The organism is Rhodococcus sp. 27YEA15 (genome assembly GCF_049739425.1).
Classification (GTDB): domain Bacteria; phylum Actinomycetota; class Actinomycetes; order Mycobacteriales; family Mycobacteriaceae; genus Rhodococcus_F.
Genome location: NZ_JBMHHW010000002.1, coordinates 516,383 through 541,878, shown reverse-complemented (window position 1 = coordinate 541,878; position 25,496 = coordinate 516,383). Strand labels below are relative to the sequence as shown.

General features: G+C 60.9%; 22 protein-coding genes. 5 read left to right on the top strand and 17 right to left on the bottom strand.

Features of this window, described 5'->3' with window-relative positions; translation table 11 throughout:
- Nucleotides 1-410: 410 nt before the first annotated feature.
- Nucleotides 411-1,391, bottom strand: a complete 981-nt coding sequence (locus ABH922_RS27525) for an SDR family NAD(P)-dependent oxidoreductase (RefSeq protein WP_424810200.1) — start codon at nucleotides 1,389-1,391, stop codon at nucleotides 411-413.
- A gap of 325 nt (nucleotides 1,392-1,716) precedes the next feature.
- Nucleotides 1,717-2,661, bottom strand: a complete 945-nt coding sequence (locus tag ABH922_RS27520) for an ABC transporter substrate-binding protein (RefSeq protein WP_424810199.1) — start codon at nucleotides 2,659-2,661, stop codon at nucleotides 1,717-1,719.
- Between the two features lie 1,701 nt (nucleotides 2,662-4,362).
- Here ABH922_RS27520 and ABH922_RS27515 point away from each other — a divergent pair.
- Together ABH922_RS27515 and ABH922_RS27510 are read left to right on the top strand one after the other, a co-directional pair.
- Nucleotides 4,363-5,853, top strand: coding sequence for an aldehyde dehydrogenase family protein (locus ABH922_RS27515; RefSeq protein WP_424810198.1), 1,491 nt, complete (start codon nucleotides 4,363-4,365; stop codon nucleotides 5,851-5,853).
- 10 nt (nucleotides 5,854-5,863) lie between these two features.
- Nucleotides 5,864-6,970: a zinc-binding dehydrogenase gene (locus ABH922_RS27510; RefSeq protein ID WP_424810197.1), complete on the top strand. Its 1,107-nt coding sequence runs from the start codon at nucleotides 5,864-5,866 to the stop codon at nucleotides 6,968-6,970.
- 287 nt (nucleotides 6,971-7,257) lie between these two features.
- On the opposite strand, the gene ABH922_RS27505 is transcribed toward ABH922_RS27510, so the two are convergent.
- The 11 genes from ABH922_RS27505 to ABH922_RS27455 all read right to left on the bottom strand — a co-directional run bounded on the left by ABH922_RS27505 (nucleotide 7,258) and on the right by ABH922_RS27455 (nucleotide 17,418).
- Nucleotides 7,258-8,292 (bottom strand): ABC transporter substrate-binding protein, encoded by a 1,035-nt coding sequence (locus ABH922_RS27505; protein ID WP_424810196.1) that lies wholly within the window; start codon nucleotides 8,290-8,292, stop codon nucleotides 7,258-7,260.
- Nucleotides 8,293-8,335: 43 nt separating this feature from the next.
- Complete coding sequence (locus tag ABH922_RS27500; RefSeq protein ID WP_424810195.1) at nucleotides 8,336-9,274, bottom strand: NAD(P)-dependent oxidoreductase; 939 nt, start codon at nucleotides 9,272-9,274, stop codon at nucleotides 8,336-8,338.
- A 51-nt stretch (nucleotides 9,275-9,325) separates the two neighbouring features.
- A complete protein-coding gene (locus ABH922_RS27495; RefSeq protein WP_424810194.1) occupies nucleotides 9,326-10,093 on the bottom strand; it encodes an SDR family NAD(P)-dependent oxidoreductase in 768 nt (255 codons plus the stop codon).
- A 386-nt stretch (nucleotides 10,094-10,479) separates the two neighbouring features.
- Complete coding sequence (locus ABH922_RS27490) at nucleotides 10,480-11,040, bottom strand: isochorismatase family protein (protein WP_424810193.1); 561 nt, start codon at nucleotides 11,038-11,040, stop codon at nucleotides 10,480-10,482.
- Nucleotides 11,041-11,048: 8 nt separating this feature from the next.
- Nucleotides 11,049-11,906 (bottom strand): SDR family NAD(P)-dependent oxidoreductase, encoded by an 858-nt coding sequence (locus tag ABH922_RS27485; RefSeq protein ID WP_424810192.1) that lies wholly within the window; start codon nucleotides 11,904-11,906, stop codon nucleotides 11,049-11,051.
- A gap of 10 nt (nucleotides 11,907-11,916) precedes the next feature.
- Complete coding sequence (locus ABH922_RS27480; RefSeq protein WP_424810191.1) at nucleotides 11,917-12,339, bottom strand: hypothetical protein; 423 nt, start codon at nucleotides 12,337-12,339, stop codon at nucleotides 11,917-11,919.
- A 284-nt stretch (nucleotides 12,340-12,623) separates the two neighbouring features.
- A complete protein-coding gene (locus ABH922_RS27475) occupies nucleotides 12,624-13,406 on the bottom strand; it encodes an SDR family NAD(P)-dependent oxidoreductase (protein ID WP_424810190.1) in 783 nt (260 codons plus the stop codon).
- A gap of 57 nt (nucleotides 13,407-13,463) precedes the next feature.
- Complete coding sequence (locus tag ABH922_RS27470) at nucleotides 13,464-14,522, bottom strand: zinc-binding dehydrogenase (RefSeq protein ID WP_424810189.1); 1,059 nt, start codon at nucleotides 14,520-14,522, stop codon at nucleotides 13,464-13,466.
- A gap of 13 nt (nucleotides 14,523-14,535) precedes the next feature.
- Nucleotides 14,536-15,801 (bottom strand): cytochrome P450, encoded by a 1,266-nt coding sequence (locus tag ABH922_RS27465; protein ID WP_424810188.1) that lies wholly within the window; start codon nucleotides 15,799-15,801, stop codon nucleotides 14,536-14,538.
- A 97-nt stretch (nucleotides 15,802-15,898) separates the two neighbouring features.
- Nucleotides 15,899-16,093, bottom strand: coding sequence for a ferredoxin (locus ABH922_RS27460; protein WP_424810187.1), 195 nt, complete (start codon nucleotides 16,091-16,093; stop codon nucleotides 15,899-15,901).
- Between the two features lie 62 nt (nucleotides 16,094-16,155).
- Nucleotides 16,156-17,418, bottom strand: a complete 1,263-nt coding sequence (locus tag ABH922_RS27455; protein WP_424810157.1) for an amidohydrolase family protein — start codon at nucleotides 17,416-17,418, stop codon at nucleotides 16,156-16,158.
- Nucleotides 17,419-18,026: 608 nt separating this feature from the next.
- On the opposite strand from ABH922_RS27455, the gene ABH922_RS27450 reads away from it, so the two are divergent.
- Nucleotides 18,027-18,731 carry a TetR/AcrR family transcriptional regulator gene (locus ABH922_RS27450; RefSeq protein ID WP_424810186.1) on the top strand — a complete coding sequence of 235 codons (705 nt, stop codon included), beginning with the start codon at nucleotides 18,027-18,029 and terminating at the stop codon, nucleotides 18,729-18,731.
- 25 nt (nucleotides 18,732-18,756) lie between these two features.
- On the opposite strand, the gene ABH922_RS27445 is transcribed toward ABH922_RS27450, so the two are convergent.
- Together ABH922_RS27445 and ABH922_RS27440 are read right to left on the bottom strand one after the other, a co-directional pair.
- On the bottom strand, nucleotides 18,757-20,385 hold the full coding sequence (locus tag ABH922_RS27445) for a thiamine pyrophosphate-binding protein (RefSeq protein WP_424810185.1): 1,629 nt from the start codon (nucleotides 20,383-20,385) through the stop codon (nucleotides 18,757-18,759).
- A gap of 75 nt (nucleotides 20,386-20,460) precedes the next feature.
- On the bottom strand, nucleotides 20,461-22,044 hold the full coding sequence (locus ABH922_RS27440) for a class I adenylate-forming enzyme family protein (RefSeq protein ID WP_424810184.1): 1,584 nt from the start codon (nucleotides 22,042-22,044) through the stop codon (nucleotides 20,461-20,463).
- A 260-nt stretch (nucleotides 22,045-22,304) separates the two neighbouring features.
- On the opposite strand from ABH922_RS27440, the gene ABH922_RS27435 reads away from it, so the two are divergent.
- Together ABH922_RS27435 and ABH922_RS27430 are read left to right on the top strand one after the other, a co-directional pair.
- The gene (locus ABH922_RS27435; protein ID WP_424810183.1) at nucleotides 22,305-22,925 is read left to right on the top strand and encodes an enoyl-CoA hydratase-related protein; all 621 of its coding nucleotides are present in this window, start codon (nucleotides 22,305-22,307) and stop codon (nucleotides 22,923-22,925) included.
- An 82-nt stretch (nucleotides 22,926-23,007) separates the two neighbouring features.
- The gene (locus ABH922_RS27430; protein ID WP_424810182.1) at nucleotides 23,008-23,769 is read left to right on the top strand and encodes an HpcH/HpaI aldolase family protein; all 762 of its coding nucleotides are present in this window, start codon (nucleotides 23,008-23,010) and stop codon (nucleotides 23,767-23,769) included.
- A 77-nt stretch (nucleotides 23,770-23,846) separates the two neighbouring features.
- Here ABH922_RS27430 and ABH922_RS27425 read toward each other — a convergent pair whose 3' ends face one another.
- Both ABH922_RS27425 and ABH922_RS27420 read right to left on the bottom strand, forming a co-directional pair.
- Nucleotides 23,847-24,590 (bottom strand): enoyl-CoA hydratase/isomerase family protein, encoded by a 744-nt coding sequence (locus ABH922_RS27425; protein WP_424810181.1) that lies wholly within the window; start codon nucleotides 24,588-24,590, stop codon nucleotides 23,847-23,849.
- Complete coding sequence (locus ABH922_RS27420; protein WP_424810180.1) at nucleotides 24,583-25,488, bottom strand: 3-hydroxyacyl-CoA dehydrogenase family protein; 906 nt, start codon at nucleotides 25,486-25,488, stop codon at nucleotides 24,583-24,585. The genes ABH922_RS27425 and ABH922_RS27420 overlap by 8 nt, the downstream gene beginning before the upstream one ends.
- Between the last annotated feature and the right edge of the window lie 8 nt (nucleotides 25,489-25,496).

Sequence of the window (25,496 nt, the reverse complement as noted above, 5' to 3'; positions counted from 1 at the left end):
GCATTGTCATCGCTGCTGCCACTGCCGCAGGCCGAGACAAGGCCTAGGCAGAGCACCACAAGCGCTGCTCGAACCAAGGTTCGCGAGCGACCGATCACCATTGCCTCCTGTTTCCGCTTCGTTGCCACAAGGCAAACCGGAACGTTGATTCATGCCGCACGACGAAAGTTGCCGCGCAGCGCCACCGAGGAAGAAAAGGGGCACCGCCCCCGAACCCCGCCCGTAGGGCGATTCCGAGTGACGCGCCTGCCACTACCGAAACGCTACGTGAGGTCCATCACTTTGCAAACGTTGATGTTGAAACTACTCGCAGGCGCGTCTCGCATACCGAGTCAAGTCCTGACACCGACGCCGAATCTCAAATCGGGCGCATCCACCGACGGACCGCTAAGCCGACGCTCCACTCGGAGTCAAGACGTGACTACCTGTCGATAGACAGCCATCCGGAAGTCGTTGTACTCCTTGGCAGTAGCGGGCGCCATCGGCTCGTTCAGGCTCTCCGCCATCTCCCAGTTGTCACGGACCTCTTCCACACGCAACCCTGAAGGCTCCGGCGACTGATAGCCACGCGCCGCCGAGGTGAAGATCCGACGAACACTGCCCGCCGCGGCGGCATAGAACTGTCCGGAGACCGAACTTTCAGGGTGCACCAGCCAGGCGGCCACCGGCGCCACCAGCGCAGGTGACCGATCTATTCGGTCACTCCGGTAACCGACCACAACAGCGGCGTTGGCACGGGTAGTGGCACCCGGAAGGAGTCCGTTGACTCCGATACCCAGCGGGGCCCCTTCAGCCGCGAGTGACCGAGTCAGGCCCATCATCCCGCCCTTGGCTGCGGCATAAGCCGTGAAGCTCGGATTACCGACAAGGACTCCTTCAATCGAACAGACGTTGAGGATTCGACCCCCTCCTGACTCGCGCATATGCGGCCACGCGGCCCGAGCCAGCGAGAAAGCGCCTCCGACGTGCACGCCGTGCGCAAGGCGAAGATCATCGATGACCAACTCCTCGAGTGGAGCAAACGGGACCACTCCGGCGCAGTGAATAATGCCATCGATCCCGCCAAAGACATCGACCGCACGCTCGACGAGAGACTCCGCGGAATCAGCGGCAGCAACGTCCGATCGGTCTCCGACTGCGGAGCCCCCGGCTGCGCCGATTTCAGCCGCAACCCGATCCGCAACGTCTCTAACGAACGCATCCTCGCCCAGGGGAGAATCATCATCGGCGGGCGCGTAGCGTTCCGCGTCACCGGCCACGCCGATGTCGTTGACCACCACGTTCGCACCTAGCCGCCCGAGCAGTGCGGCGAACTCACGCCCCAACCCGCGCCCGGCCCCAGTGACGATGACAGTCTTCCCGTCGAAGCGCACTGGTACAGTCGAATCCATAGCCATGCCTGGCCTTCCTGATTGCTTGACGGCCCACCGGTCGTATGTGGACACCTGATTGATTCTCTCCACCCGACCCTGTTCGTCAGCGCACGGTCGTGATGCCCATATGGCGACATCAAGTCAACGGAGGAAGGAGTGGCGACCGATTCGACGGTAGCATAATCAACACAACCGTTGATTAGTTGATCACATGGAGATCATGTCGAGGGGCAGCAGGCCTGCAGCACGAAACATTTCCATGCGACCGCACCCCCACGATCAACGGACCCATGTCGACAGCACCTGAATACCGCGATTTCTACTGTTACACAATACTTCTCAGCTAATATTTGCCGACATTCACCGTCACGGACGAGGCGTCGACGTAACTGTTGTCCCAGATGCCGTCGAGTTTGCCCTTGTCGGCCGGCTCGATGTAACCGTAGGAGACCAGGAAGTCGATCATGCCGTCAATATCCTGGGCGTCGAAGCGGCCGTCGGTGTGCAACGCCGGCACGGTGAGTTTCCACGCCTCGGCGAAACCATCACGCATCAGATCCTGGAACTTCTCCGGGAACAACGCGAGGACCTTCTCCGGATCGTCCTTCACGGGATAGAGGGTGTTCATCGCCCTCAGGTAGACGTCGGTCATCGCCTGGGTGAGCTCAGGATTGCCCCTCGCGAAGTCACCGGTCACGATCGGACCGCCACCGACCGTGTTCAAGCTGACATTACTGTTGTAGACCACGTAACCTTTGCCGCTTGCCACGATGGCACCGGCACTGCCCACATCAACCGAGATGATGTCCAGCCGACCCGACTCGAGACTGGAGATGCCCGCCGGAAGCTTGCCGAACGCAACCGTGTCCAGGTCCTCCCACACGATGCCGGTCCCGCTCACCGCAGCACGTGCCACAGCCTCGGTGGACGAACCGGGTGCCACGTAGCCCCACTTCGCATCCTTGAAAGCCGCAAGATCATTTCCGTGTGTGGATTCGAACTTCTTCGCCGCGACCAACGCGATATTCGGGTTCTCGTAGGCCTCGACCAGTGTCACGAAGTCGAAATCCTTGACTCGGGCGACAGCGTAGGTCGGGCCTGCGGTTCCCAGCACGTCCAGGGCGCCGCTGTCGAGCATCGGCAGGGACTCACTGGTGGCGACGTCGGAGAACTCGAACGTGACATTGTGCTCCTTCTCCACATCGTCGAAGTAACCCTGACCGAGGGCGACCAAGTGCACAGCCAAAGGGGCTGTGCCCTGGATACCTGCAGTGCCCCATTTGATCACCCGGGCATTGTCATCGCTGCTGCCACTGCCGCAGGCCGAGACAAGGCCTAGGCAGAGCACCACAAGCGCTGCTCGAACCAAGGTTCGTGAGCGACCGATCATCATTGTCTCCTGTTGTCGTTTCGTTGCCACAAGGCAAACCGGAACGTTGATTCATGCCGCACGACGAAAGTTGCCGCGCAGCGCCACCGAGGAAGAAAAGGGGCACCGCCCCCGAACCCCGCCCGTAGGGCGATTCCGAGTGATGAGGCTGCCGCCGCCGAAATATTACGTGAGGTAAATCACATTGTAAACATTAATGTTGAAGAGCGAGGCACTTCCGTTCAATATCTCCATTCGCGGACTTCGTCACCTCGGACGCCCGTCCAATAGCAATGGATGACGGGCTGCGCCCGATGTGTTGCTCCACAATCGAAGCCACACATCGGACCACGACGAGTGGGTCGGTAGTCGCAGAACAGGTTTCCCTGCGGCCGACACAATCGAGCGAAGATGGGGGAAATGGCTTCCAACGCCAGGGATATTGACGACCTTGCGCCGAAGCGTCGCCCCATGGGGAATGCACATGCCGGTCGCCGGCAAGAACGCCGGTTACCCGAAGCAGATTGCGGGCGATCACCGCGCAGGACACCCAGGAGGAGCTCGCCCCGAACTCCCCGGCGGCATGTGCGCAAGTGGTTCGTCGATGAGGTCGGCGAAACGATTTCGATAATCGCGCGCCGGCAGTGGGTGACATCAGCAGTAGCCGTCGGTAGAGCAGCGTTGATGAAGGCGGTGATACCGACAGACGGGGAACAATGCGTCCGGGAATCGTGCGTCTTGGCACGATGCACGATCAACCCAGCGGTAACCGAGGTCTTCATTGAAGCAAAGGCGGTATAAGCAGTTTCGGCGACCCCGGCATCGGATATCCAGGCGTCAGTCTCGGGGCCGCGAACCGCACAGGGATATTTCACGGGCGCCGAGGCATCATCGGTAATCGACTCGATAGCGCGCCGCACGGCGGTGCTCTTGACCATCACGACCGAGAATTCAACCTTCGATCTCAGGCATGCGAAATGCCTGAGCGGGCGTCTTAAGCGTAAACACCACGAACGAGAATCGTTCCGACCGCACCCGCCTTTCGTGCGGTGACGATGGCTTGGGTGGCCATTCGGCCTGCGCCTGACCTGATCCAGCCTGCCTGCTCGTAGCCGCATCCCGGTGATGACCAGTACGGAGTCGGCGGTACCGAGTGTCGTTGTGAGCGGTGCCCGCGAATGATCCTTCAAGACCGTTCACCCGCTGAACTTTTCGCCGCACTGTTACGCTCCGAACCATCCTCGGTGTTGCAACGCTTACTGGAACCCACCCCGATGATCGCTGATCAGTATTCAGCCGTCGTCGACAACTGCGAAACCGTCGATGAACCTGTGGGACACTTTCACCGACTGCGCCTTTCCCGAATTGGCAGATTTGTTGCGCGAGGACTCAAATCATCCAAGTTCAGGGAGCACTTTCTTCTATTAGACACACCGACCGCCGGAAGTTCCATCGGTGGATTCACGCTAAGCCCTCACATCTGTGATTCAACGCTAACGTTGACGAATCTGGACATTAGCTCTACAGTGTGACCCACACCTCGTCTGCCATGCGGAATTTCTGCACTCGATCCCGGCCGGACGAAGGTCCTGAACGTCTTCTACCGGAGGGAATTACGGCATGGGAATTCTGGATGCAACGCTCACTGAGAACCAGGAACGCGCAACACGCATCCTAGGACGGACCTGGGCTCTCTCCATCGGAGGCACGGCCCGGCAAGCAGTCTCGGGGGCCACGTACTCCGTGGTCTCTCCGTACACGCACGAGGAGATCGCACGCGTTCCTGACGGAAGTGGCGAAGACTCCGAACTCGCGGTCGCAGCAGCAGCTCAGGCGTTCACCACCTGGCGCCGGACAACCGTCGCCGAACGAGTGAAGTACATCGAAGCCTTGGCGGTGGCTATCGACGAGCGAGCCGCGGACTTCGCAGTTCTGGACAGCGTCGATGCGGGTATCCCCATCGCCTACATGGCAACTGAAGTCCAGACCGTAGCCGCGTATTTCAAATACTTCGCCGGTCTCGCTATGGAAGCCAAGGGAACTACGATCCCGGCCAGTAGCAATATCCACTTCACCGAGCGTGTTCCGTTCGGCGTCACAGTCAAGATCGTCCCCTTCAATCATCCCCTCATGTTCGCGGCCAAGAACATCATCGCGCCACTGATCACCGGCAACACCGTAGTCCTCAAGCCATCTGAACTCACTCCTCTGTCGGCCCTGTTCCTCGGCGAGGTGGCCAACGAAGTTCTTCCTGCCGGCGTCCTCAACGTCGTCGTCGGCAACGGCCCCGAGGTGCCCAAGACGCTTGTTGCCCATCCGCAGGTCCGGCGGATCGGTTTCACAGGCAGTGAGCCGATCGGACGAGCAGTCGTCCAAGGTGGCACTGAAGGTGGTATCAAGGACTACGCCCTCGAACTCGGTGGAAAGAACGCCCTGATCGCATTCCCCGACGTCGATCCGAAAGTCGTCGCCGCAGCTGCGATCCGGAACATGAATTTCATGTGGTCAGGTCAGTCGTGCAGCTCCATGTCACGCCTTCTCGTCCACGAAGACATCGAGAAGGCAACTCTCGAGGAGATCACGAACCAACTCGAGGGCCACAAGGTCGGCAATCCCCTCGATCCCGAGGTTCGTCAGGGGGCGATCGTGAGCGAGCGTCAATACGACCGGGTCCTCGGCTTCATCAAGCGCGCGGTCAAGGACGGCGCACGCATTGTCGCCGGCGGTGCTCGCCCAGAGGGCGCCGAGTCGGGCTGGCTCGTCGCACCCACAGTGTTGGCAGACGTCGAGCCCTACTCCGAGGTTGCACAGGACGAGATCTTCGGCCCAGTCCTCTCCGTAATCCGCTGGCGTGAGGAGGAGGAAGCCATCACTATCTCCAACAGCGTCGAATACGGTCTCACCGGGGCAGTCTTCACTCATGACATCAAGCGTGCACACCGTGTCGCCCGCGAGCTCGACGCTGGAATGATCGGTATCAACGGTTCTGCCGTGGTCGGTGTCGGTCTACCCGCCGGCGGGTTCAAGGGTTCCGGCCTGGGTCGCGAGCAGTGTCTTGACGAACTGCTCGGCTGCACCCAGGTAAAGGTCACCACCATCCACCTCGACTGAGCGGACAGAGATGAATTCGACACGTACCAGCCGCGCCGCCGTTTTGGTGGAACGTGGCAAGCCTCTCGACATACGCGCAGTACCCATCCCGAGCGAACTCGAACGTGGCGCCATCCTGGTGCGCAACACAGTGGCCACCGTGTGTGGCTCCGATGTCCACGTCTGGGAGGGAGCTGCGGGCGCGGACCGTGCTCTTCCACTGGTGTTGGGACACGAAATGGTCGGCGAAATCGCCGAGCTCGGCCCGGACGCCACGACCGATTCGATCGGTCAGGAGTTGACGGTCGGAGACCGGATCACGTGGAGCCACGGCCAGTGTGGGCAGTGCTACTTCTGCGTTGTGGAGCGGGAGCCCACTTTGTGCACCAATTGGCGCGGCTACATGGTGGGCGACCCTGCGATATACCCCAACTTGGTCGGAGGATTTTCCGAATACACCTACGTCTACCCAACGTCCGGACGGATCAGACTCCCCGACGACGTGCCGGACGCACTCGCCGCTGCCTCGTCGTGCTCATTGCGCACCGTGATCGCAGCATTCGAGCGACTCGGGACCATCCGGGAGCACCACACCGTGGTAATTCAGGGAGCAGGTCCGGTCGGTTTGTTCGCTGCGGCCAAGGCCGTGTCAGCCGGTGCCGCACGGGTCTTTGTGATCGGTGGCCCCCAAGCGCGACTTGATCTGGCAACGGCATGGGGAGCCGTTCCGGTGCCACTAACCACCTCACCGGCCGATCGTCTGGCAGCTGTTCACGAAGCAACTGGTGGCCGCGGAGCGGACATCGTCGTCGAGGCGTCAGGTGCACCACAGGCATGGAACGAAGGAATCAACCTCCTACGCCGGGGCGGTCGCTACCTGATCATCGGCCAGGCGCACGACGAGTCTGTATCGTTCAATCCGTCGGTGCTGCTCGCCAAGCACCTGACAGTCATCGGCAGCCTATCGGCCCATATCAGGCACTACCACCGTGCCCTGGAGTTCATCCGTCACAACGCAGAACGCTTCGATTGGAATCTGATGCTCTCCAACACCTATCCGCTGACCGACATCATGACAGCGATGGAACGAATGCAAACGTGGGACGAGATCAAACCGGTAATCGATCTGCGTTCCTGACCCGCCACGGCAGACCTACACGGTCTCTGCGGGTTCCTCGGTCCCCTAGCTCCTTCGACCCGAAGGAGCTAGGGGACCACTTCATGCCTCGGATCGAACGCGGACTGATCGCTCTGGCACTTGGGCTTCCGGTCGAGCATGCGGCAAAGCCAGATTCGGCAGCCGAGTTCACGGGTTACCCATGTTCGTGCCTGAACGCAATTGCCACTCCACCGACACCCAGACGGGCCGGCACCCTCCGATGCGGCCCGTCATGATGTCCTGTCCGCCTATCGTGACGTTGCGAATCAGCTCACCTCGACCCTCACCGTCGAGGTGTCGACCAAAGAATTGTCCCAAATACCCTCGAGGAGAGCGGCGTCCTTCTTGTCGACCGAACCGTAGGTGGTCAGATAGTCGATGGTTTCCTTGACCTGACTTTCGTCGAAACGCCCGTCGGTACGCTGAGCGGGCCGCGCGATCACCCATGATTCGGCGAAGCCGGAGCGCATCAGGTCCTGGTAATTCTTCGGGAAGAGTGCCAGTACCTTCTCGGGGTCGTCGACAACCTTCTGCAGATCGTTCATCCCCTTCAGATAGGCGTCCACCAGCGCTTGGGCCACCTTCGGGTTCTCCTTGATCCAGGAAGCCTTGGCCGACGGCCCACCACCGACGATCTCAGTTCCCACATTGCTGTTGTAGACCACATACCCTGTCCCGTTGGCGACCATTTTGCCGGCGTTGCCCACGTCGATGGCAATGATGTCGATACGACCCCCCTCGAGTGCAGCCACACCTGCCGTCAGTTGCCCGTAGGCGATCTTTTCCACGCTTTCCCAGTCGAGTCCCGCACGGGTCGCCGCGAGATTCGACACTGCTTCTGGCGACGATCCGGGCGCCGGATAGCCCCAACTGGCGTCTTTGAACGCAGCCAGATCGTCACCCCGGTCTTTCTCGTACTTCTTCAGCGCCACCAGTGCGATGTTGGGCTTCTCCCAACCCTCGACCAGTGTCTGGAAGTCGAAACCCTTCACCCGGGCCAGAGCGTAGGTGTCCATCGCCGTGCTCAGCACGTCAACCGAGCCGCTATCCAGCATCTGGATTGCCGCGCTCGGATCGATGTCGGTGAACTGGATTTCCACTCCGAACTCGTTCTCGACCTCGTCGTAGTACCCCTGTCCGAGCGTGGTCAGATGCGCAGCCAGAACTGCCGTACCCTGAATTCCGGCGGTACCGAACTTGACGACCTGAGTGTCCTTGTCATCGCCTCCACATGCGGCCACAAGGCCCAGGCAAAGAGTGGCAGCCGCAACCGAAGCCGCGAATCGAGATCGCCTCATCATGAATCTTCTCCTTCTATTCGCAATGACAAATTCAGAATGCAACTCAACGAACGTTCTGGATCGCAGCCACAGCTGCCGCCAGATCCACACGGTCGACGGCGATCTCGACGCCCGCGCGCTCCAACTGGAGCTTGAGATACGCGCGTGCGTCCTCGTCCCCAAGACCCCTGCCGAGTGCCTCGGTCATCTCACTCAACGTCAGATCTGCCAGCCGCATGCTGACCCCCAACTCACGACCCAGAGTTGCCCCCATCAACATGTCCTTGCGGGCGATCGTCAACGACATCTCCCGGTTCTCGTATTCGCCTGGCAGAAACTGACCGACCAGCAAATCCAGCGGAGAACGGCGACCCATCACACCGGTCCGCAGTGACTTCCACAACCCCAGCGGGTCGGCTCCTGCCTTGACTGCCATCGAGAACGTCTCCGTCAGCGACAGCAGGATCATGTAGCCGATCATGTTGTGGCTGACCTTCGTCAGTGTTCCCGATCCGAAAGCGCCCACGTACTGCGGATGGTCGCTGAACGTTCGGAGAACCGGAAGGTGACGCTCGAAGACCGTTTTCTCACCGCCCACCCAGATAGCCATGTCTCCGGACACAGACCCCGCGACCCCACCGCTGACCGGCGCATCGAGCAAGTCCACACCATGCTCGCCCAAGGTCTCCTTCAGCTGTCGCTGCAGGGTAAGCGAGTTGGTGCTGGTATCGAAGATCGTCGTGCCCTGGCGACTGTTCTCGAGAATTCCATCCCTGCCGAGAATGACCTCGCCGACCTCGGTCGGCCCAGGTAGCGAGAGGAAGATGAGGTCGCAATCGCGAGCAACCTCGGCGACGCCCCTCGCCGCCTTGGCTCCGACCTCCACCAGGGCTGCGACGGCCTGATGGTTGATGTCGAAAACCAGTACTTCGTCTGACGAACGTCTGACCAGATTGGCTGCCATGCCGCGCCCCATGTTGCCGAGGCCGATAAAACCAATCATTCAAGCTCCTTGAATTCGTTGGTTCACGAAACCGATTCGGGCTCAATCAGATCAGGGGAAGACCTGGCGCCACCCCCCGTCCAGCCGGAACGTTCCGGCGTTGGCGTACTTGGCCTCGATCAACGCCAAAGCGAAGACCGCGTAGTCATCGGGCACCCCGAGACGCTGCGGATTGGGGATCCCACTCGCGACGCCGTCCTTGAACTTGCGTGAGAGTCTCGCGGTGAGCGGGGTCTCGAATCCGCCGGGCTCGATGGCGTTGATCCGGATTCCCTCACCCGCCATCTCACGCGCGACAGGAAGCACGACCCCAAGTAGACCTGCCTTCGACGCACAGTAAGGTGCCTGGCCCGGAACGCCTTCGAGGGATGCCATCGAACCTGTTACCAGAATGACACCGCGCTCGCCGTCCTCGTCGGGCACGTTCCTCCGCATAATCCGAACGCATGCGTCCACCGCGTTGAGTGTTCCTACCAGGTTGACCGACAGCATCCGCTCCAGAAGTGGAAGGAACTCAGGCTCGGTGACTTTGGCCGAATCGATCTGTCCGGCGGTGTTGATACTGATGTCGATACCACCGAACTTCTCGACCACTGCATCGAGTACCGAGTAAACCTGCTCCCGGTTCTCCATGTCGAGTTGCCAGCCGACGATCTCACCGCCTGTCTCTGCTGCCAACTCCGCAGCAATCCGGGGGCTGTCCTCTTCGAAGGAGAGGATCGCGACACGTGCACCTCGTTCTGCCAACAGTCGAGCTGCACCGTTTCCCATGCCGGAGGCGCCACCGATGACGACTGCGGTCTTTCCAAGAACCTTCACTACAGATCTACCTCTTCATCTAGAAATGGTCATCCACGACATGTGTGCGCGATACCCGAGCGCACGCGGAGACAAAAGCGTGGCAGGGACAAGCAGCTACAACCCCGCTGATCGAGGTCCCACCTGCTGGAGTTCCTGATCCGAGAGCCTGTGATTTCGAGGCAACCCAGACCGTCATTGTGCGGCTTGAGCTTTAAGCATCTTCAGTCACCGACTTCGCCGCACATCTAGTGTGCGCCAAATCATATCCTTATGTCAACAGTGTTGTTGACAAATTCTCGATTGCGGTGAATTAAAAAATCAGTAAGGGCAAGCTCGCCAAAGAAGAAGATCAAATGGGGCGAATGGACCTTTCGGTCAATTCGCCCCATTCGGATTCTGACGCTTCAGATTCCGAGAAGAACTCGAATCTCTTCGGTCGATGCGGTCTCACCGATCAACGGGAAAACCTGGTCGACGCTGTGTCGATGCGCCGCCGCATTCACATCTGCGATGGCATCTGTTACCACCGCAACGTTGAATCCCCGATCGAAAGCACTTCGCGCGGTAGACTCGACACCGGCGCTCGTAGCGATTCCTGCCAGAACGATCTGGTCGCAATTCAACTTCTCGAGGAGCGCGTGGAATCTTCCATCATGGAAGGCACCCCATGCATGCTTGGTGAATGTTTCGTCACCCTCCTGCACCCCCAGTTCGGAGACGAGTTGGGTCCATTCTTCCGGAAACTGCCCACCTCCACCACCAGGCGCTTCGGTACGCCCGGCCGGAGCGCCGGCCACGTTGACCCAGATTACCGAACGGCCTTTGCTACGAAAGTCTTTCGCTAGCGACGCGGCTGCGGACACTACCGATGCAGGATCGAGGGGTTGTGTGGGCAAAGCTGCAGTTGCGGTCTGAAGATCGATGACGACAAGCGCTGCATTATCGGAAATGGTCGTTATTGGCACAACTGTCCCTAACTGATCGTTGTATTAACTTCAGGAGTGTGTTGACTACCCAGAATTTGATGCGCCGCAGGCGAACTGGACCAGGAAGATGTCCATCCACCATCCACGACCAGCGTCTGGCCGGTGATCATCGCCGCCGCCCGAGTGAGCAGGAAGACGATCGGCGCACTCATCTCCTCCACCGAGGCAGGCCTGCCCATCGGCATCCGCTCCCGGATCTCGTCGGCAAACCCGGGGCGGCTCTCGAGGGCTCGGCGCACCGGGTCGGTCAACGTCACTCCGGGAGCCAGCGCATTCACCCGAATCCGATGAGGCCCCCACTCGACGGCCAACGCCCTGGTGAGATTGATCAATCCGGCCTTTGCCGCACTGTAAGGCGCACGGTGCATGCTGCCGGAAATTCCGGCCTGGCTGGTGATGTTGACGATCGCACCTCCATCCCCTTGCGCGATCATCTGCTTGGCCGCCGCGACACTCGCGAAATAGGCAGACTTCAAGTTGATGTCGATCAGCTGGTCGAACTCGATCTCGCTATAGTCGAGCGCAGGCCGGCGGGTATCCCAGCCGGCATTGTTCACCAGGGCGTCTACCCCGCCCAAATCCGCGACAGCCTCGGCAACCATGGTCTCGACCCCGTCGACGGTGGACAGATCCGCAACCACCGCAGATATTGCGGCACCATGGCGTTGCCCGTCGGCAACGAGAGAATCCAAGTCACTCGCAGTTCGGCTGCATGCGAGGACAAATGCGCCGCTGCGCGCCAGCTGCAGAGCGAGAAACCTCCCGATCCCACGCCCGGCGCCCGCTACGACGATTCGACGGCCGTAGACCTCGAATACTCCACCGTCGGTTCCTTCGCCGGTCAACGTCAACTCCTCAGTACGGAACGATCTCGTCGGAGCCGTTCTCCTTCTTGAAGCGAACAACAGTGTCGACCCAACGGAAGACCTTGTCTTCCTTGAACTGGATGACGCTCAGCCCGAAGAAGGTGATCTCGGCGCCGTCCGCGGTGTGCCCCTTGTGCGTGTACTGCACGAACGCCTCACCAGCAGGGTCGATGACCGCAATACGCTGAGGGATGAGCCTCCGATTACCTTGGAGAGCCAACTGCCGATTCTCCATACCGACCAGACCTGCCGTATCCACCTTCCGCCCGTTCGGGTACGTCGCGCTCGGGCGCTCTTCGAGCGTTCCCTCCGGGTGCATGATGACGGCGGCATAGCCCTTACCCTTGTTGTACTCCTCGATGAACCAATTCATCAGCTCCTCAGCCGATTTGGTGTTCTTCAGGTCGCTCATGTGCAGTCCTCTCGAATCGATCTCTACCTACGGCCCGGCATCACCGTGCTCGCACCGGAAACCCCACCAAGCTCCGGACGTGGCGAGCCTAACATTGAAAATACAGATTTTTCAACGGAATGGTTGGAAACGACCACTGCAATATATGCAGTTAAAAGAAGCAACTTGGTATTTGTAGTCTGAAAATTTACATATATGTTGAAACTTCGAAATCGGTGCGGCTTCGCCGCACCGACCGGCAGAGCCGTACCGAATCATTCCAGCGTCTCGGACATCGCTCGAACTCAGGGCCACATCCTCGTGAGCAGTGAGGCTCCGCCGTCGACGATCATCGTCTGACCGGTCATGTACGAGGACAGTTCAGAACTGAGGAACAGCACACTGTTCGCCACCTCTTGCTGACTGGACACCCTGCGCAGCGGAATTGCCTGCGCGTAGTCGGCGGCGGCCTCCTCGCTGACCGCGCTTCGATCGGTATCCACGATTCCGGGAGCTACGGCATTGACGCGAATCCCGTAGGGACCGAATTCTACTGCAGCAGAACGGACGAAGGAGTCCAGAGCCGCTTTGGCCGCGCCGTAGCCGGAACGCATGGGAAACGGCACCGTCCCTGCCAAAGAGGAAACCAGAGTCATCGCTGCCTGCCGACCTTCGGCCATGCACCTGCGCGCAAACGCGCCACAGAATTCCACATGATGGCTGTAGTTGACTTTCATCAAGTCCAGACTCTGCTCGAAGGTCTGCTCCGCAGCAGCGATCTGTTGCCCACGACCGACAATGTTCACCAGTATGTCCAATGGACCCAACGCATCCGAGGCAGCCTGTACCGCACGCTCGCCGACCCCGGCGGCCGTGACATCCTCATGAACGCCGAACGCGGACAATTCCCTGCATGCCGCACCGAGCCGGTCCTCCTCTCGCTCGACGAGGGCCAACTGCACGCCGCTAGCCGAGAACGTCCGGGCCACTGAAAGTCCGATACCGAACCCGCCACCAACCACAAGCGCGCGCTTACCACGAATGCCGATCAATTCCTCCAGTTCACCGCCTCCGCGCGTCGTCCCCATGGGATAATCCTCTCTGAAACACCTCGGCATGAATCCAAGCGGTTGTCCGGTCTGGGGTCATTCGAGAACGACGACCATCTTGCCGGTGTTCGCTCCGGCCAACATTCCGATGAATGCTCCCGGAAGCGCCTCGAGACCGTGCCATTGTGTCTCCAACGCCTTCAGCGCACCAGCCTTCGACCAGGCTGCGAGTTGCGCGGTTGCGGACGGAGCGAACTCCGAGAAGTGGTACCGCGCAAAGCCTACGAATTCGAGACGCTTGGCGTGGATCGGCCGAATGTCGACCATCCACCCGCCTCCGGCGTCGTCGTAGGTCGAGATCTGGCCGCACTCGACGACTCGACCCCCTACTGGCATCGCATTCATCACCGCCTGCGACACCGCACCACCTACGTTGTCGAAGTAGATGGTATGCCCCTCCGGGATTTCCTGCTCGAGTCGCGAGGCGAGATCAGGCTCCCGATAGTTGATCGCGGCGTCGAATCCGAGTTGCGAAGTAAGAACCTCGCACTTCTCGTCCGTACCTGCCAAACCGATCACCTTGCCTGCACCCAGAATTCGAGCGATCTGGCCTGCCAGTGAACCAACTGCACCGGCGGCGCCCGAGACCACGACGGTGTCACCGGCACGAATCTTGGACACGAACACCATGCCGTAATAGGCGGTCTCACCCGAACTGCTCAGCAACCCGAGATGATGGGTGATCTTGACATCGCTGGGCATTGCCGGACGTAAATCGGTTCCGGCGCGAAAGGCTGTCTCCGGCGACATCACGCTATAGTCCGCCCAGGCAAATCGGCCGGTCACGAGGTCACCGACCCGGTAGTCGGGATGCTCCGATCGCACGACGCGCCCGACCCCACGAGAGTGCACGGGCTCGTTGAGCTGAAATTGCGGGTGGTAGAAGGTCTTCACACCGGTCATGGACCCCCTCAAGACAGGGTCGACAGACATGGCGAGCGTCTTGGCCAAGACGGTGCCGGGCGCCGGCTCTGGAACCGGCCCTGTGTCGAGTGTGAAGTCCTCTGGCACTACCACGCGCCCATCCACGTAATTCCTGAGCCGGAAGGACCTGCACAGTGCTCCAGGTTCAACGGCCTCATGCGTTTCAGTCACTGTGAAGGCCTCTTCAGTTCGTAGATGCGGGAGCCGTGTCGGACGTGTCCCAGGTGATCATCAACTTCTCAGTGATTCGCAGAGTCGCATTTGGGACACAGGTCAACTCGTTCGAGGCAAGCTGGACCGAAGGCAACCGTGCGGCGAGTGCTTCGAACGCTGCGGCGCCCTCTCTGCGAGACAATCCTGCCCCGATGCAATGGTGTGTGGCCCGCCCGAAAGTGAAGTGCAGGCGGGCATTTTGACGACCAGGGCAGAAGCCGGCGGCATCTTCGAAGACCTCGGGGTCACGGTTGGCGGCAGCGTTGACGCAGTAGATACGTTCACCAGCCTTCAAGTTCTCCCCTCCGAACTCCAGGTCCTCGCCCGCCTTGCGCCAGACCGCACGGACCGGACTGTCGAACCGCAAGGTCTCCTCGACCAACTCGGACGTAGTGATGTCGCGGTTACAGTAGTCCTCCCACCGCGCGCGCTCGGTGAGCAGGTGGTGCATCGACAAGGTCAGCCAGTTGGCCGTGGTCTCATGTCCACCGGTGACAAGTCCCATCGTCTGCTCTACGATCTCGGCCACGGTCATCGGCTCAGCGGCACCCAGCGCATTCTGTACGAAGTCACTCAAACCATCGTCGCGCGGGTTCTCCTGCCGATCGACCACCTCTGCCCGGATGAACTCGTAGAATTCGACCATTCCACGGGCTGCGTCCTTCCACTCTTCCAATTCCATCTTTCCCCAGGCTAACGAGACTCGACAGGCAGCCCAGCGGTGGATCCGGTCGGCCACATCGTCAGAGAATCCAAGTAGGCCCGAAATGACCCGCAGCGGAAACGGATAGGCGAACGAGGCCCGGAAGTCACATGAACCCCGCTCGATGAAATCGTCGATGAGTTCGTCGGCGATCCGGCGAATCATGGGCTCCAGCGCCGCGACCCGACGGGGCGCTACAGCAGCAAGAGTTGGTCGGCGCTGCCGGGTATGGTCCGGCGGATCGGTGGCCCGCAGCGGCGAGACGAACTCGATCGCCGAAAGAATCTCCTGGACCTCGGCAGGCGGTTGTGTCATCACACCGAGACCACCACTGGGGAAACGCTTCGGGTCGCGGTGAATCTCCTCCATGAGCGCGTGCCCGGTTACCACCCAAGCGTCGAGCACGTCCGACCAGAAGAGCGGAGCGATCGAGCGGGCGTGTGCCAACGTGGCGTAAGGGGTCTCTACCATTTCGTGAGTGAAGGGGTCGAAGGACGAACGCAATGCGTCGACCTCGGACTGTGTGCTTGTCATACGAACCAACTCTCCTCAACTTGTCGGTACCCGATTCCGGAGGGCGCTCTGCGCTCCGTCCAAATTTCGCGCGGCGGGACTTCCTCGGCTGTGTGTCTCATTCGCCGTCGAACTTGATTGCCATCACCGGACAGGATTCCCAGGCTTCACGGACCTCGGACTCCAACTCCTCGGGCACATCGCCGGAAAGTGCCTGCGCAACTCCGTCACCCCGCTGTTCGAAGACATCGGGTGCGAAGTCGACACATTGTCCTGATCCGACACACAGGTTTCCGTTGATCGTGACCTTCATCGGTGCGCTCCTCGGGCCTGCAGGTGCTGTTCGTTGTTCATCGTCCAGTTTTCCGCCACCGGTCAGCCGTGGATGAGGGGACGATGCAAATCACCACGGAACTGCGGCTCAACCTCCGGCGCCGTCAACACCTCATCCAAATCCAACCCCGACCGCTCCACCACCGGCCCCAACGCCGCCACATCAAACCCGTACAACTGCGCAGCATTCCCATACAACATCCGCTCAGCCTCCGCAGGCGCCACACCCTCAGCACCAAACGTCGCCTGCAAATAACGCAACGTCCCATGACGCCACGCACCCTCACTATGCGGAAAATCAATACCAATCATCATCTTGTCCACACCAATCTCCCCACGCGCACCAATCTCCGCACGAGAAAAAATCGACGAACCCAAAAACCCCTGACGCGCCCAATACTCACTCGGACGCATCTTCACCACATCCCGAATATCCCGCTTCAACTCAGAATTCGTCCACGAATGATCCATCCGCGCCAACGCACCCAACACCCAATCCGAATGCGTCTCCGTGAACACCACCTTCAAACCAGGAAAACGCTCCAACACCCCACCAAAAATCAACGACGGCAACAAACCACGAATCCCCGTGAACACATCAGAACCAACCAACGCACGACCAGACGTCGCCGTCGGCGCACCCACATACGTCGGAATACTATTCGCAATCGCCACATGAAAATTCGCGACCAGACCCAACTCCTCCATCACCGCCCACACCGGATCGTACTCAGCCTGATAAATCCGAGCCGTATCCTCCACCGCCGGAATCGCCACCCCACCACAACCCAACCGCGCCGCAGCCCGAATCTCCTCCACCGCAGCACCCAAATCATGAAAACTCACCGCAGCCATACCAATCCACCGCTCCGGAGCCACCGAACGAAAATCAGCCAACCACCGGTTATACGCCCGAAAACCCGCAGACAACTGCTCCACACTCGCCGGAGCCAACCCCATCGCCATCGCCCGCGTCGGCGAACTCATCATGAACGGCGTCGCGAACTCCTGAAACAACACCTCCGCCGAAATCCCCTCACGATCCAACTCCACAATCCGCCGCTCCGGATCCCACATCGAATCCAAACGACCAGGCTCGGCAACCTTCTCCAACCACTCAGCCGCCGCCTCCGGATCCAACCGAGCATTCACATTCTCGGCATCAACGGTCACCACACCATACTTCTCGTACTGCACCAAGAACTCGTCAAAATCCGCACGAAACTCAACATCCAAATACGGACGATAATCAGCCATCCGAGCAGCCACATGACCATCAGACGAAATCACCGGAACACGACTCACAGCAACCAACTCCCAAACAAGCGACGGACCACCTGAAGACACAGACACACTGGTCGAGGCGGGGACATGGAGACTTCCAGAGCAGCCAACAAATGCTGGCATTCGCATCGTATCCACCATATTGTTCACAAGTCAACGTTTATGTTGACAATTTTATCGATAGATTCGGTGCACTGTAACGGAAGTAAGCCACCGCTGGACGCGACGTTGCGCCACACTCCACCCCGCGATGCCGATTCACCACCGCCGTGGTCCCATCACACCTACCCATACCGCCCGAGACCTACTCGCCAGGAAAGCGGAGTTAGGTAAGCCCCTACCTGCAACCCTGCATGTGATCCTTGGCACCATTTACACAAAGAATGGAGGGGCAGGCAGAGCCGATCTGGTCCGCCAGACGTCGATTGCCGCAAACTACCCAACCAACCGGACATCAAGAGAACCAGACCTCCAAGCGACATCCACCATGGTCAACGATATCGTTGAACCAAGAGACGAGCCATCAAACGACGCACTCGCCACGATTCAACGTTTGCGTCAGATTGCTATGGCAGACTCGATCCCGAATACGGGAAGCCGACAACGACTAACAAGGCGCGGAGAACGTGATGGCCAAGAAACCGAAAGCAGCGCCAACGCTGGCCGCCAAGCGCGAAGAGGCACAGCGCAAGGATCATGCGAAGTACGGGGCGAAGCGCAAGGCAATCCTGGACGCGGCCGGCCCGGTACTGCAACGTCACGGTCTCGCCGGCACGACGATCAACCTGATCGCTCAGGAAGCCGGAGTCGATCGCGCGACGATTTACTACTACTTCAAGGACAAACACGCGATCTTCCACGAAGCCATCCGCGGTGGCTTGTTGGAGATGGTCTCTGCGCTCGAGGAGGTCGCCGACAGCGGAATCGATCCAGAGGAGCGCCTCCGGCGCTCTATCCACGTGGTGATGCACGCTTACGAAAAGCACTACCCACAGCTTTACCTGTTCTTTCGCGGCGGGCCGACGCCGGAGATCATCGACAACGAACTCTATGACGAGATCGTCGCCTCGGGTCGCCGGTACGAGGATCTTGTCGAGGAGACGGTGCGAGCCGGTATCGCTGCGGGTGTCATCCAGGTTTCGCTGCCGCCGAAGGTATTCGCCAAACTCGTCGTTGGAATGCTCAACTGGACCTCGTGGTGGTATGTGCCCGGCGGACCTCTGACCGCCGTCGACATCGCCGACGGTATGGCCGAGGTAGTCCTGACCGGCGCCCTCGCACCGGACGCTCGCCCCCAACTCTCCAAGCGGGGTCACCCGGCGTCCGCCGGCTGAACAACCGGATACGGTCCGGATCAGATCAGTGAGGTACTTCCACGACCTGGTCCGGGCCCACCTGGATGTCGATGACGAGGCACTTGTCGTGGGTACGTATCGCCTCGACCGCGGCCGAAACATCTTCGAGTCGACCGACCGTCACCCCGGCCGCGCCCAGCGCCGTTGCCACATCGGCGAAAGAGGGCCATTCGAAAAGGGAGAGGTCCGGCCGAACCCCCTTGGCAACATACTGGTCGTACTCGGCCCCGTAACTACCGTCATTGCAGACGAGAACCGTCAACGGAATCTGCTGTCGCACCGCGGACTGTAGCTCAGCCAGCCCGTTCATCATGAAGCCGCCGTCACCGGTGACCAGGACCGTGGGCTCCCCAGATGCCGCCACCGCAGCACCGATCGCGGCACCCATGCCCATCCCGATCGCGCCGAAGGACGTCGAGAGCACCTGGCGCGCTACGCCCGGAGCGTGCACGTGGGCAAAGGCCTCACCGAGGAACCGACCACCGTCGAAAACGACCGTGCGCTGCTCGTCCACGGCTGCCATCAGATCGGTCAGTACGCCGGCAAAGCTGAGTCGATCCCGCGAGACCGGGGCGGCTTCGAGATCATGTGCAACCAAGTCGGAGGCAACGCGCGCACGGAACGTCGCCGGCTCGATCTCACCCTCGTCCAACCAGGTGGTGATCGCCTCGGCGACAGTGGCCGCGTCTCCGCACACCGGCGCCGTCACCGCGGTGAACCTGCCTAGAGTGGCGCGCTGCACGTCGACGTGAACAACGGGCTTGCCGGTGAGCAATGTGTTGTGTGCCGTGGTCCACGTGTTGAGGCTCGCTCCGAACACCACTACACAGTCGGACTCGACGATGGCTTGAGCGCCTTTCTCGCTGGAGAGAGTGCCGAACACCCCCAGCGAACCATCTCCTGCGCCATAGAGATTACGCGCCCGAAGCGTGGTCAACAGCGGCGCTCCGAGCCGTTCGGAGAAATCCTTGATCGTCTTGCCCGCGTTCGAATCCACGACACCGCGACCCACGACCACCAACGGCCGCGTTGCCGACGCGATCAACCCGACCGCGGTATCCAACTCCGCCTCGTCGAGCTCGTGCTGTACAGCCGATGCAGCCTCGATGAATTCCTCGGAAGGGTCGAGCGCCGGCTCCGCGACTTCGACCCACATGTACTCGGTCGGGCAGTTCACCACCACCGGTCGCGATTGACCGGCCGCGATGCGTAGTGCACGACAGACTGTCTCGGCCGCCGTCTCCGGTGATTCGACCAGGAGGTACTCGGCTCCGGTGGCCCGGACGAACGGCTCCTGGGCGAGGCTCTGCAGATTACGCAGGTTACTCGGAGCCGTGTCGCCGATCAGCATCACGAGCGGCGTACTCGCGCGCACGGTCTCGACGAGCGCAGTGGCGGTGTTGGTGAGTCCGGGGCCCTGAGTGACCGTTGCGACACCGACTCGACCGCTACGAGAGGCATACCCGTGGGCCATCATCACCGAGCTTGCCTCGTGCACGGCCGAAACATATCTACCGCCGTGGGTCTCCACGAACTCGTTGACCATAAAGAGGTTGGAGTCCCCGATGAGCCCGAACATCGTGTCCACGCCACCACCGATCAGGGCGGCCGCGATGGCCTGATTGACCTGCATTTTTGTACTCCGATGTCGTGTCAGGCGGACGGACGCTACGCCTGTCCACTCGGTCGGCTGTTTCAGTACCCCACGTCAGCGGGGAAGGGTTTCCTTCAATCGGAACTTCTGGACCTTGCCGCTGGCGGTGACCGGAAGTTCGCTGACGAAATGGATCGAGCGTGGACGCTTGAAGAAGGCCAACCGATCACGGGCATGCTCGCGTAATTCCTCACTCAGGGCGTCTGTCGAATCCACGCCCGTCCCGGCCCGCAACTTGACCCATGCGTGCGCGACGGACCCGAGCCGGTCGTCTGGCACTCCGAGGACCGCGGCCCGTTCGACGGCTGGGTGGCTCTGCAGTGCAGCCTCCACATCGACGGGGTCGACGAACTCGCCCCCGACCTTGAAGTGATCGCCGCTGCGGCCGACGAAGGTCAGATTACCCCCGGCGTCGAGCCGGGCGATATCCCCAGTCTTGAACCAGCCGTCGGCACCGAATGCGGCCTCGGTCGCGTCCGGGCGCTCGTGGTAATGACTCAAGACCTGCGGCCCGCGCAATTGCAGGGATCCGGCCACACCCTCAGCGACCTGGTCGCCGGTCACCGGATCCACGATGCGTACCTCGAGTCCGTCCAGCGGTCGACCAACCGTACCGACCGCAATCTCTTCCGGGTCGTCCAACGCCGGAAGAAAAGCCATCGAAGCGGTCTCGGTCATTCCAAAGGTGTTGAGGCACTTACCGAAACGCGTCGATACCCGGTCTACGAGATCGCGCGGAAACGGGGTAATCGAGAGACGGACCGCGGAGAGGTCACGGTCGGCGATCCCCGGATGTCCGAGTTGATCGATGTACGTGGTCGGAATACCGTAGACGATGCTCGCCTTCTCCGACTCCATCAACTCCAGCGATTTGGTGCTGTCGAACTGACCCATCAGCACGATCCTTGCCCGAGCCGCCGTCATCATGATCAGCCCGGCCATCAGCCCGTAGACATGAAACAGTGGCAGATAGAGCACGACGCAGTCGCGCTCGGTCAGCTGCATCCGTTTGACCGCAGTAAGCAGGGACTCCAAGCACCGGTGCGTGTGCACAGCGCCCTTCGGAGCACCGGTTGTTCCGGAGGTGTAGAGCATCATCAGCGGATCGTCCGGCGAAGGCACATGGTCGAGCCCGGGACCTGTTGCCTCAGCGACTTTCTCCCAAGCGATCGTACCTTCCGGCACCGTGGCACCGATTGAGATCACCGTAGCTCCTGGCACCTCGGACAATCCGGCGATCGCCTCGAGTGCCAGATTTCGTGAGTGGTGATCGGTAGCGGCAATCAGCACCGTGGCTCCGGATTGCCCGATCTGGTACGTTACCTCGTCGCTCATCAACCCTGTGTTCAGGGGAACAACCACCGCACCGACACGCACTGCCCCGAAGAACGAGACAACCCATTCGATGCAGTTCGGCGCCCAGATCGCAACCCGGTCACCGGGAGAGACGCCCAGGTCGGCCAGGCCCGATGCAAATCGGTTCGCAGCCTCCCCGAGCTGAGCGAAACTTATCCGCTGCTCGCCGTCCACGATCGCCACGGTGGCCGGATCGACCTCACCGGCGCGCCGAAGTAGACCGTCCACGGTCAGAGCATGTCCGCTCGACTCCGCAATTCCGAGCGCGAACACTGAGCTCATCGGCGCCTTCCTCCCTCAACCAGACAAACAAATGGGCTGCGGCGGGAACCAGAGTTCTAACGCCGACCGCAGCATCGAGCCTGCCACAATGATAGCCTTTTATCAACATATATGTTGATAAAAGGCATTCGATATTGTTACGATTCGGCCGTCATACGCTGGAGTTGCCCGGCATGTACCGTGACCCACGGGTGCGCACCCCCACGTTCAAGTTGAAGCAGTGCCTGAAGGCGCCGCGTGTCGATTAGGGATATCTAACCTTGTCCGTCAACGTCACCTCGTGCGAAACTCACGTCCAGATCGGCATAGCCAGACCTCCGGTCAATGCCTTCTCCGAGAGCATGCTGCGCGACTTCATCGAGGCCCTCACCCGCCTACACGACGACCCACGACCGATTGCCCTGGCCGGTGACGGAAAAATCTTCTCGGCGGGATTCGACACCAAGGATCCTGGTACTCCAGAGACCGCAAACATGCTTGCACAGCAGTGCATCTGGTCTGTACGTAACCACCCCACCCCCGTGGTCGCCGCCGTCGAGGGGGCAGCCGTGGGATTGGGCCTGTTGCTGGCCACTTCGGCCGACGTCCTGGTCATCTCTCGCACCGCGCTCGCCCGGATGCCCGAAGTGACCATCGGCCTGACTGCCGATCCCGAAGCGCTGCGTCGGTTCCTCCCCGATCCCTGGATTCGCCGCCTGTGCCTACTCGGGACTCCTCACACGGCCGAAGACCTCTCGCTCGACCGCACCGGCGCCATTCTCTGCGAGCCCGGCACCGCACGCGAGGTCGCAAGATCCTTGCTGGACAGTATGTCCGGTAACTCTCCCGAATCCCTCGGCCAGATGAAGTCCGCCCTGACCGTTCCGACTACGAGGCAGTAGACAACAGCTGTCGCGGTAGGTACTACATCCGATCGCACACCTGTCAAGACTCTCGAGCACCACGAAGGAATGTGAGCCTCTAATGAACGACATCAACGTCCCCAAGCAGCGCTGGTCGGCCGGTCAGGTGGCCTACGGCGCCTGGTCCTCGACCGGTTCCCCGTTCATCGCCGAACTCCTTGCCCGCCAAGGCTTCGACTTCATCGGTCTGGACGCTCAGCACGGTCCGTTCAGCTTCGACGCCATCTTGCACTCATTGATGGCAGTCAGCGGCACTGGTTGCTCGCCCATCGTGCGAATGCCGTCATCCGATCCTCATGCAGCGGCGAAGGTGCTCGACGCGGGTGCACATGGCATCATCTTCCCGATGATCGAGACAGCCGAGGACGCCGCAGCAGCGGTGGCGGCCTGTCGGATCCACCCAGGCGGAAATCGCAGCTTCGGCCCGATGCGCGCCGCCTACTCCTTCGGTCGCAACCCGGTCGACGTCAGCAAGGGCGCGGCCTGCATCGTGATGATCGAGACGGCACGCGGTGCTGACAACGTCGAGAAGATCGCGGCCGTGGACGGCATCGACTGCCTCTACACCGGACCGGGAGACCTGGCCATCACCTACGGACTACCGCCGGGACTGGACTCGATTCCCGGGGAGCACGCCGACGCAATCGAGTATATTCGCAGGACTGCACTAGCACACGAACTCCCTGTCGGCATTCCGTGCGCTGACGCGGCAGCAGCGCTCCGCCTGGCAGGCGACGGCTACAGTTTCATACCCGTCGGCGCCGACACCTGGTGGTTAAACGCCCAGGCCGGCGCAACGGTGACCCAACTCGGACTTCGCTGACCAGGAAACGGGCTTGGTGTGCACCATCGTAAGATTCTGCCCACCAAGCCCGTTCACTTCGACTGCGCCGGTATCACTCAACGCGTACCGAGTAAGGAAACCAAGGCATCGACCTCCAAGTCGGTGCCCAACGCGAGGGAGACTTCGTCACTACGGCGCATCAACTCCTTGGCGCGACGCACGGCGGCAGACGGACTCCTCGCGATCGAGCGACCAAGCTCTTCTGCCTGGTCCAGCAAGCCCTGACCCTCGACGACTCGCAACATGATGCCGATCTCGACCGCCTCGACAGCAGAAAGCCGCCTGCCGGTCAGGATCAGTTCAGCGGCCCGCTGGTATCCGATCAGTCGGGGCAGTCGCTGCGTGCCACCACCGCCGGGGACGATCCCGATGGTCACCTCGGGAAGTGCCACCAGAGCCCCCGCTGCCACCAACCGAATATCGCAGGCCAACGCCATTTCCAAGCCGCCGCCGAACGCCGCACCATTGACTGCGGCGACAGTCGGTTGCGGCAAAGCCGCGAGCAATTCGATGTCGCGACTGGCCCTCAGCCTGTCGATCCGCTCCTCGGCGGTAATCGGCTGTGCGGATTCCTTCAAATCCATTCCGGCACAGAAATGCCGCTCACCGGTGGCGGTGAGGACGACAGCATGGACCGCGCGGTCACTGGCGACCGCACGCCACAATGACGACAACTCGTCGCGCATGGATTGGTTACGTGCATGCGCCGCTGCGGGCCGGTCCAGCCATACGGTGAGCAGCCCTTCCTCGAGTCGGGTGCGCACCGACTCTCCCGACCCGCCCGGCAGCAGATCAGCCATGCGAATCAGCGTCCCGGATCGAGCCGTCGGCCGCATAGTCGTATATACCGGCTCCGGTCTTGCGACCCAAGCGGCCGGCCGCCACCAGATTGCGCAGGCCCACCGTCGGGCGGAATCGTTCACCGAGACTCTGCGACAGCGACTCCAGTACCAACAAGTACGTATCCAGGCCGTTGCGGTCCCCCAGCTCGAGTGGACCGATCGGGAAGTTGAGGCCCAGGCGCAACGCGCGATCGATATCTTCCGCCGTCCCCACTCCCTCCTCCAACATTCGTAGGCATTCGAGCCGTACGATCGCCGATATCCGCGAAGTCAAGAACCCGGGACTGTCCTTGAGACACAAGACGGTCTCCTTGCCCAACGACACCGCGAACGCCTGGGCAGCCTCGACGGTCGCATCATTGGTCATCAACCCGCGGACGATCTCGATCAGGCGCATCAACACCACGGGATTGAAGAAGTGCAGACCGATCACCCGGTCCGCGTCCTGGCCCAGACCGGAAGCTATCGACGAGATGGACAATTGAGAGGTGTTGGTGGCCAACACCGCATGCGGACTTGCCACGACGGCCGCCGCACCGAGCACCCGCTGTTTCACCTCGAGATTCTCCACCACGGCCTCGATCACCAGATCAACTCCCGCGGCTGCCTCCTCGACGGAATCGCAGAAGCGCAGCGCGTTTCGTGCCGCAGCAGCTGTCGGCTCGTCGATACGGCCCTTGCACACGAGGATCCCCAAGCTCCGATCAATCTCCTGAGCGGCCTTCTCCAACTGCTCCGAGGACTGGTCGCACACCGCGACCCTGTGCCCACTCATTGCAGCGGCCTGTGCAATACCAGCGCCCATGATTCCAGCTCCGACTATTGCGACCGACCGGCCTGCGAACTCTACATCCATGATCGCAC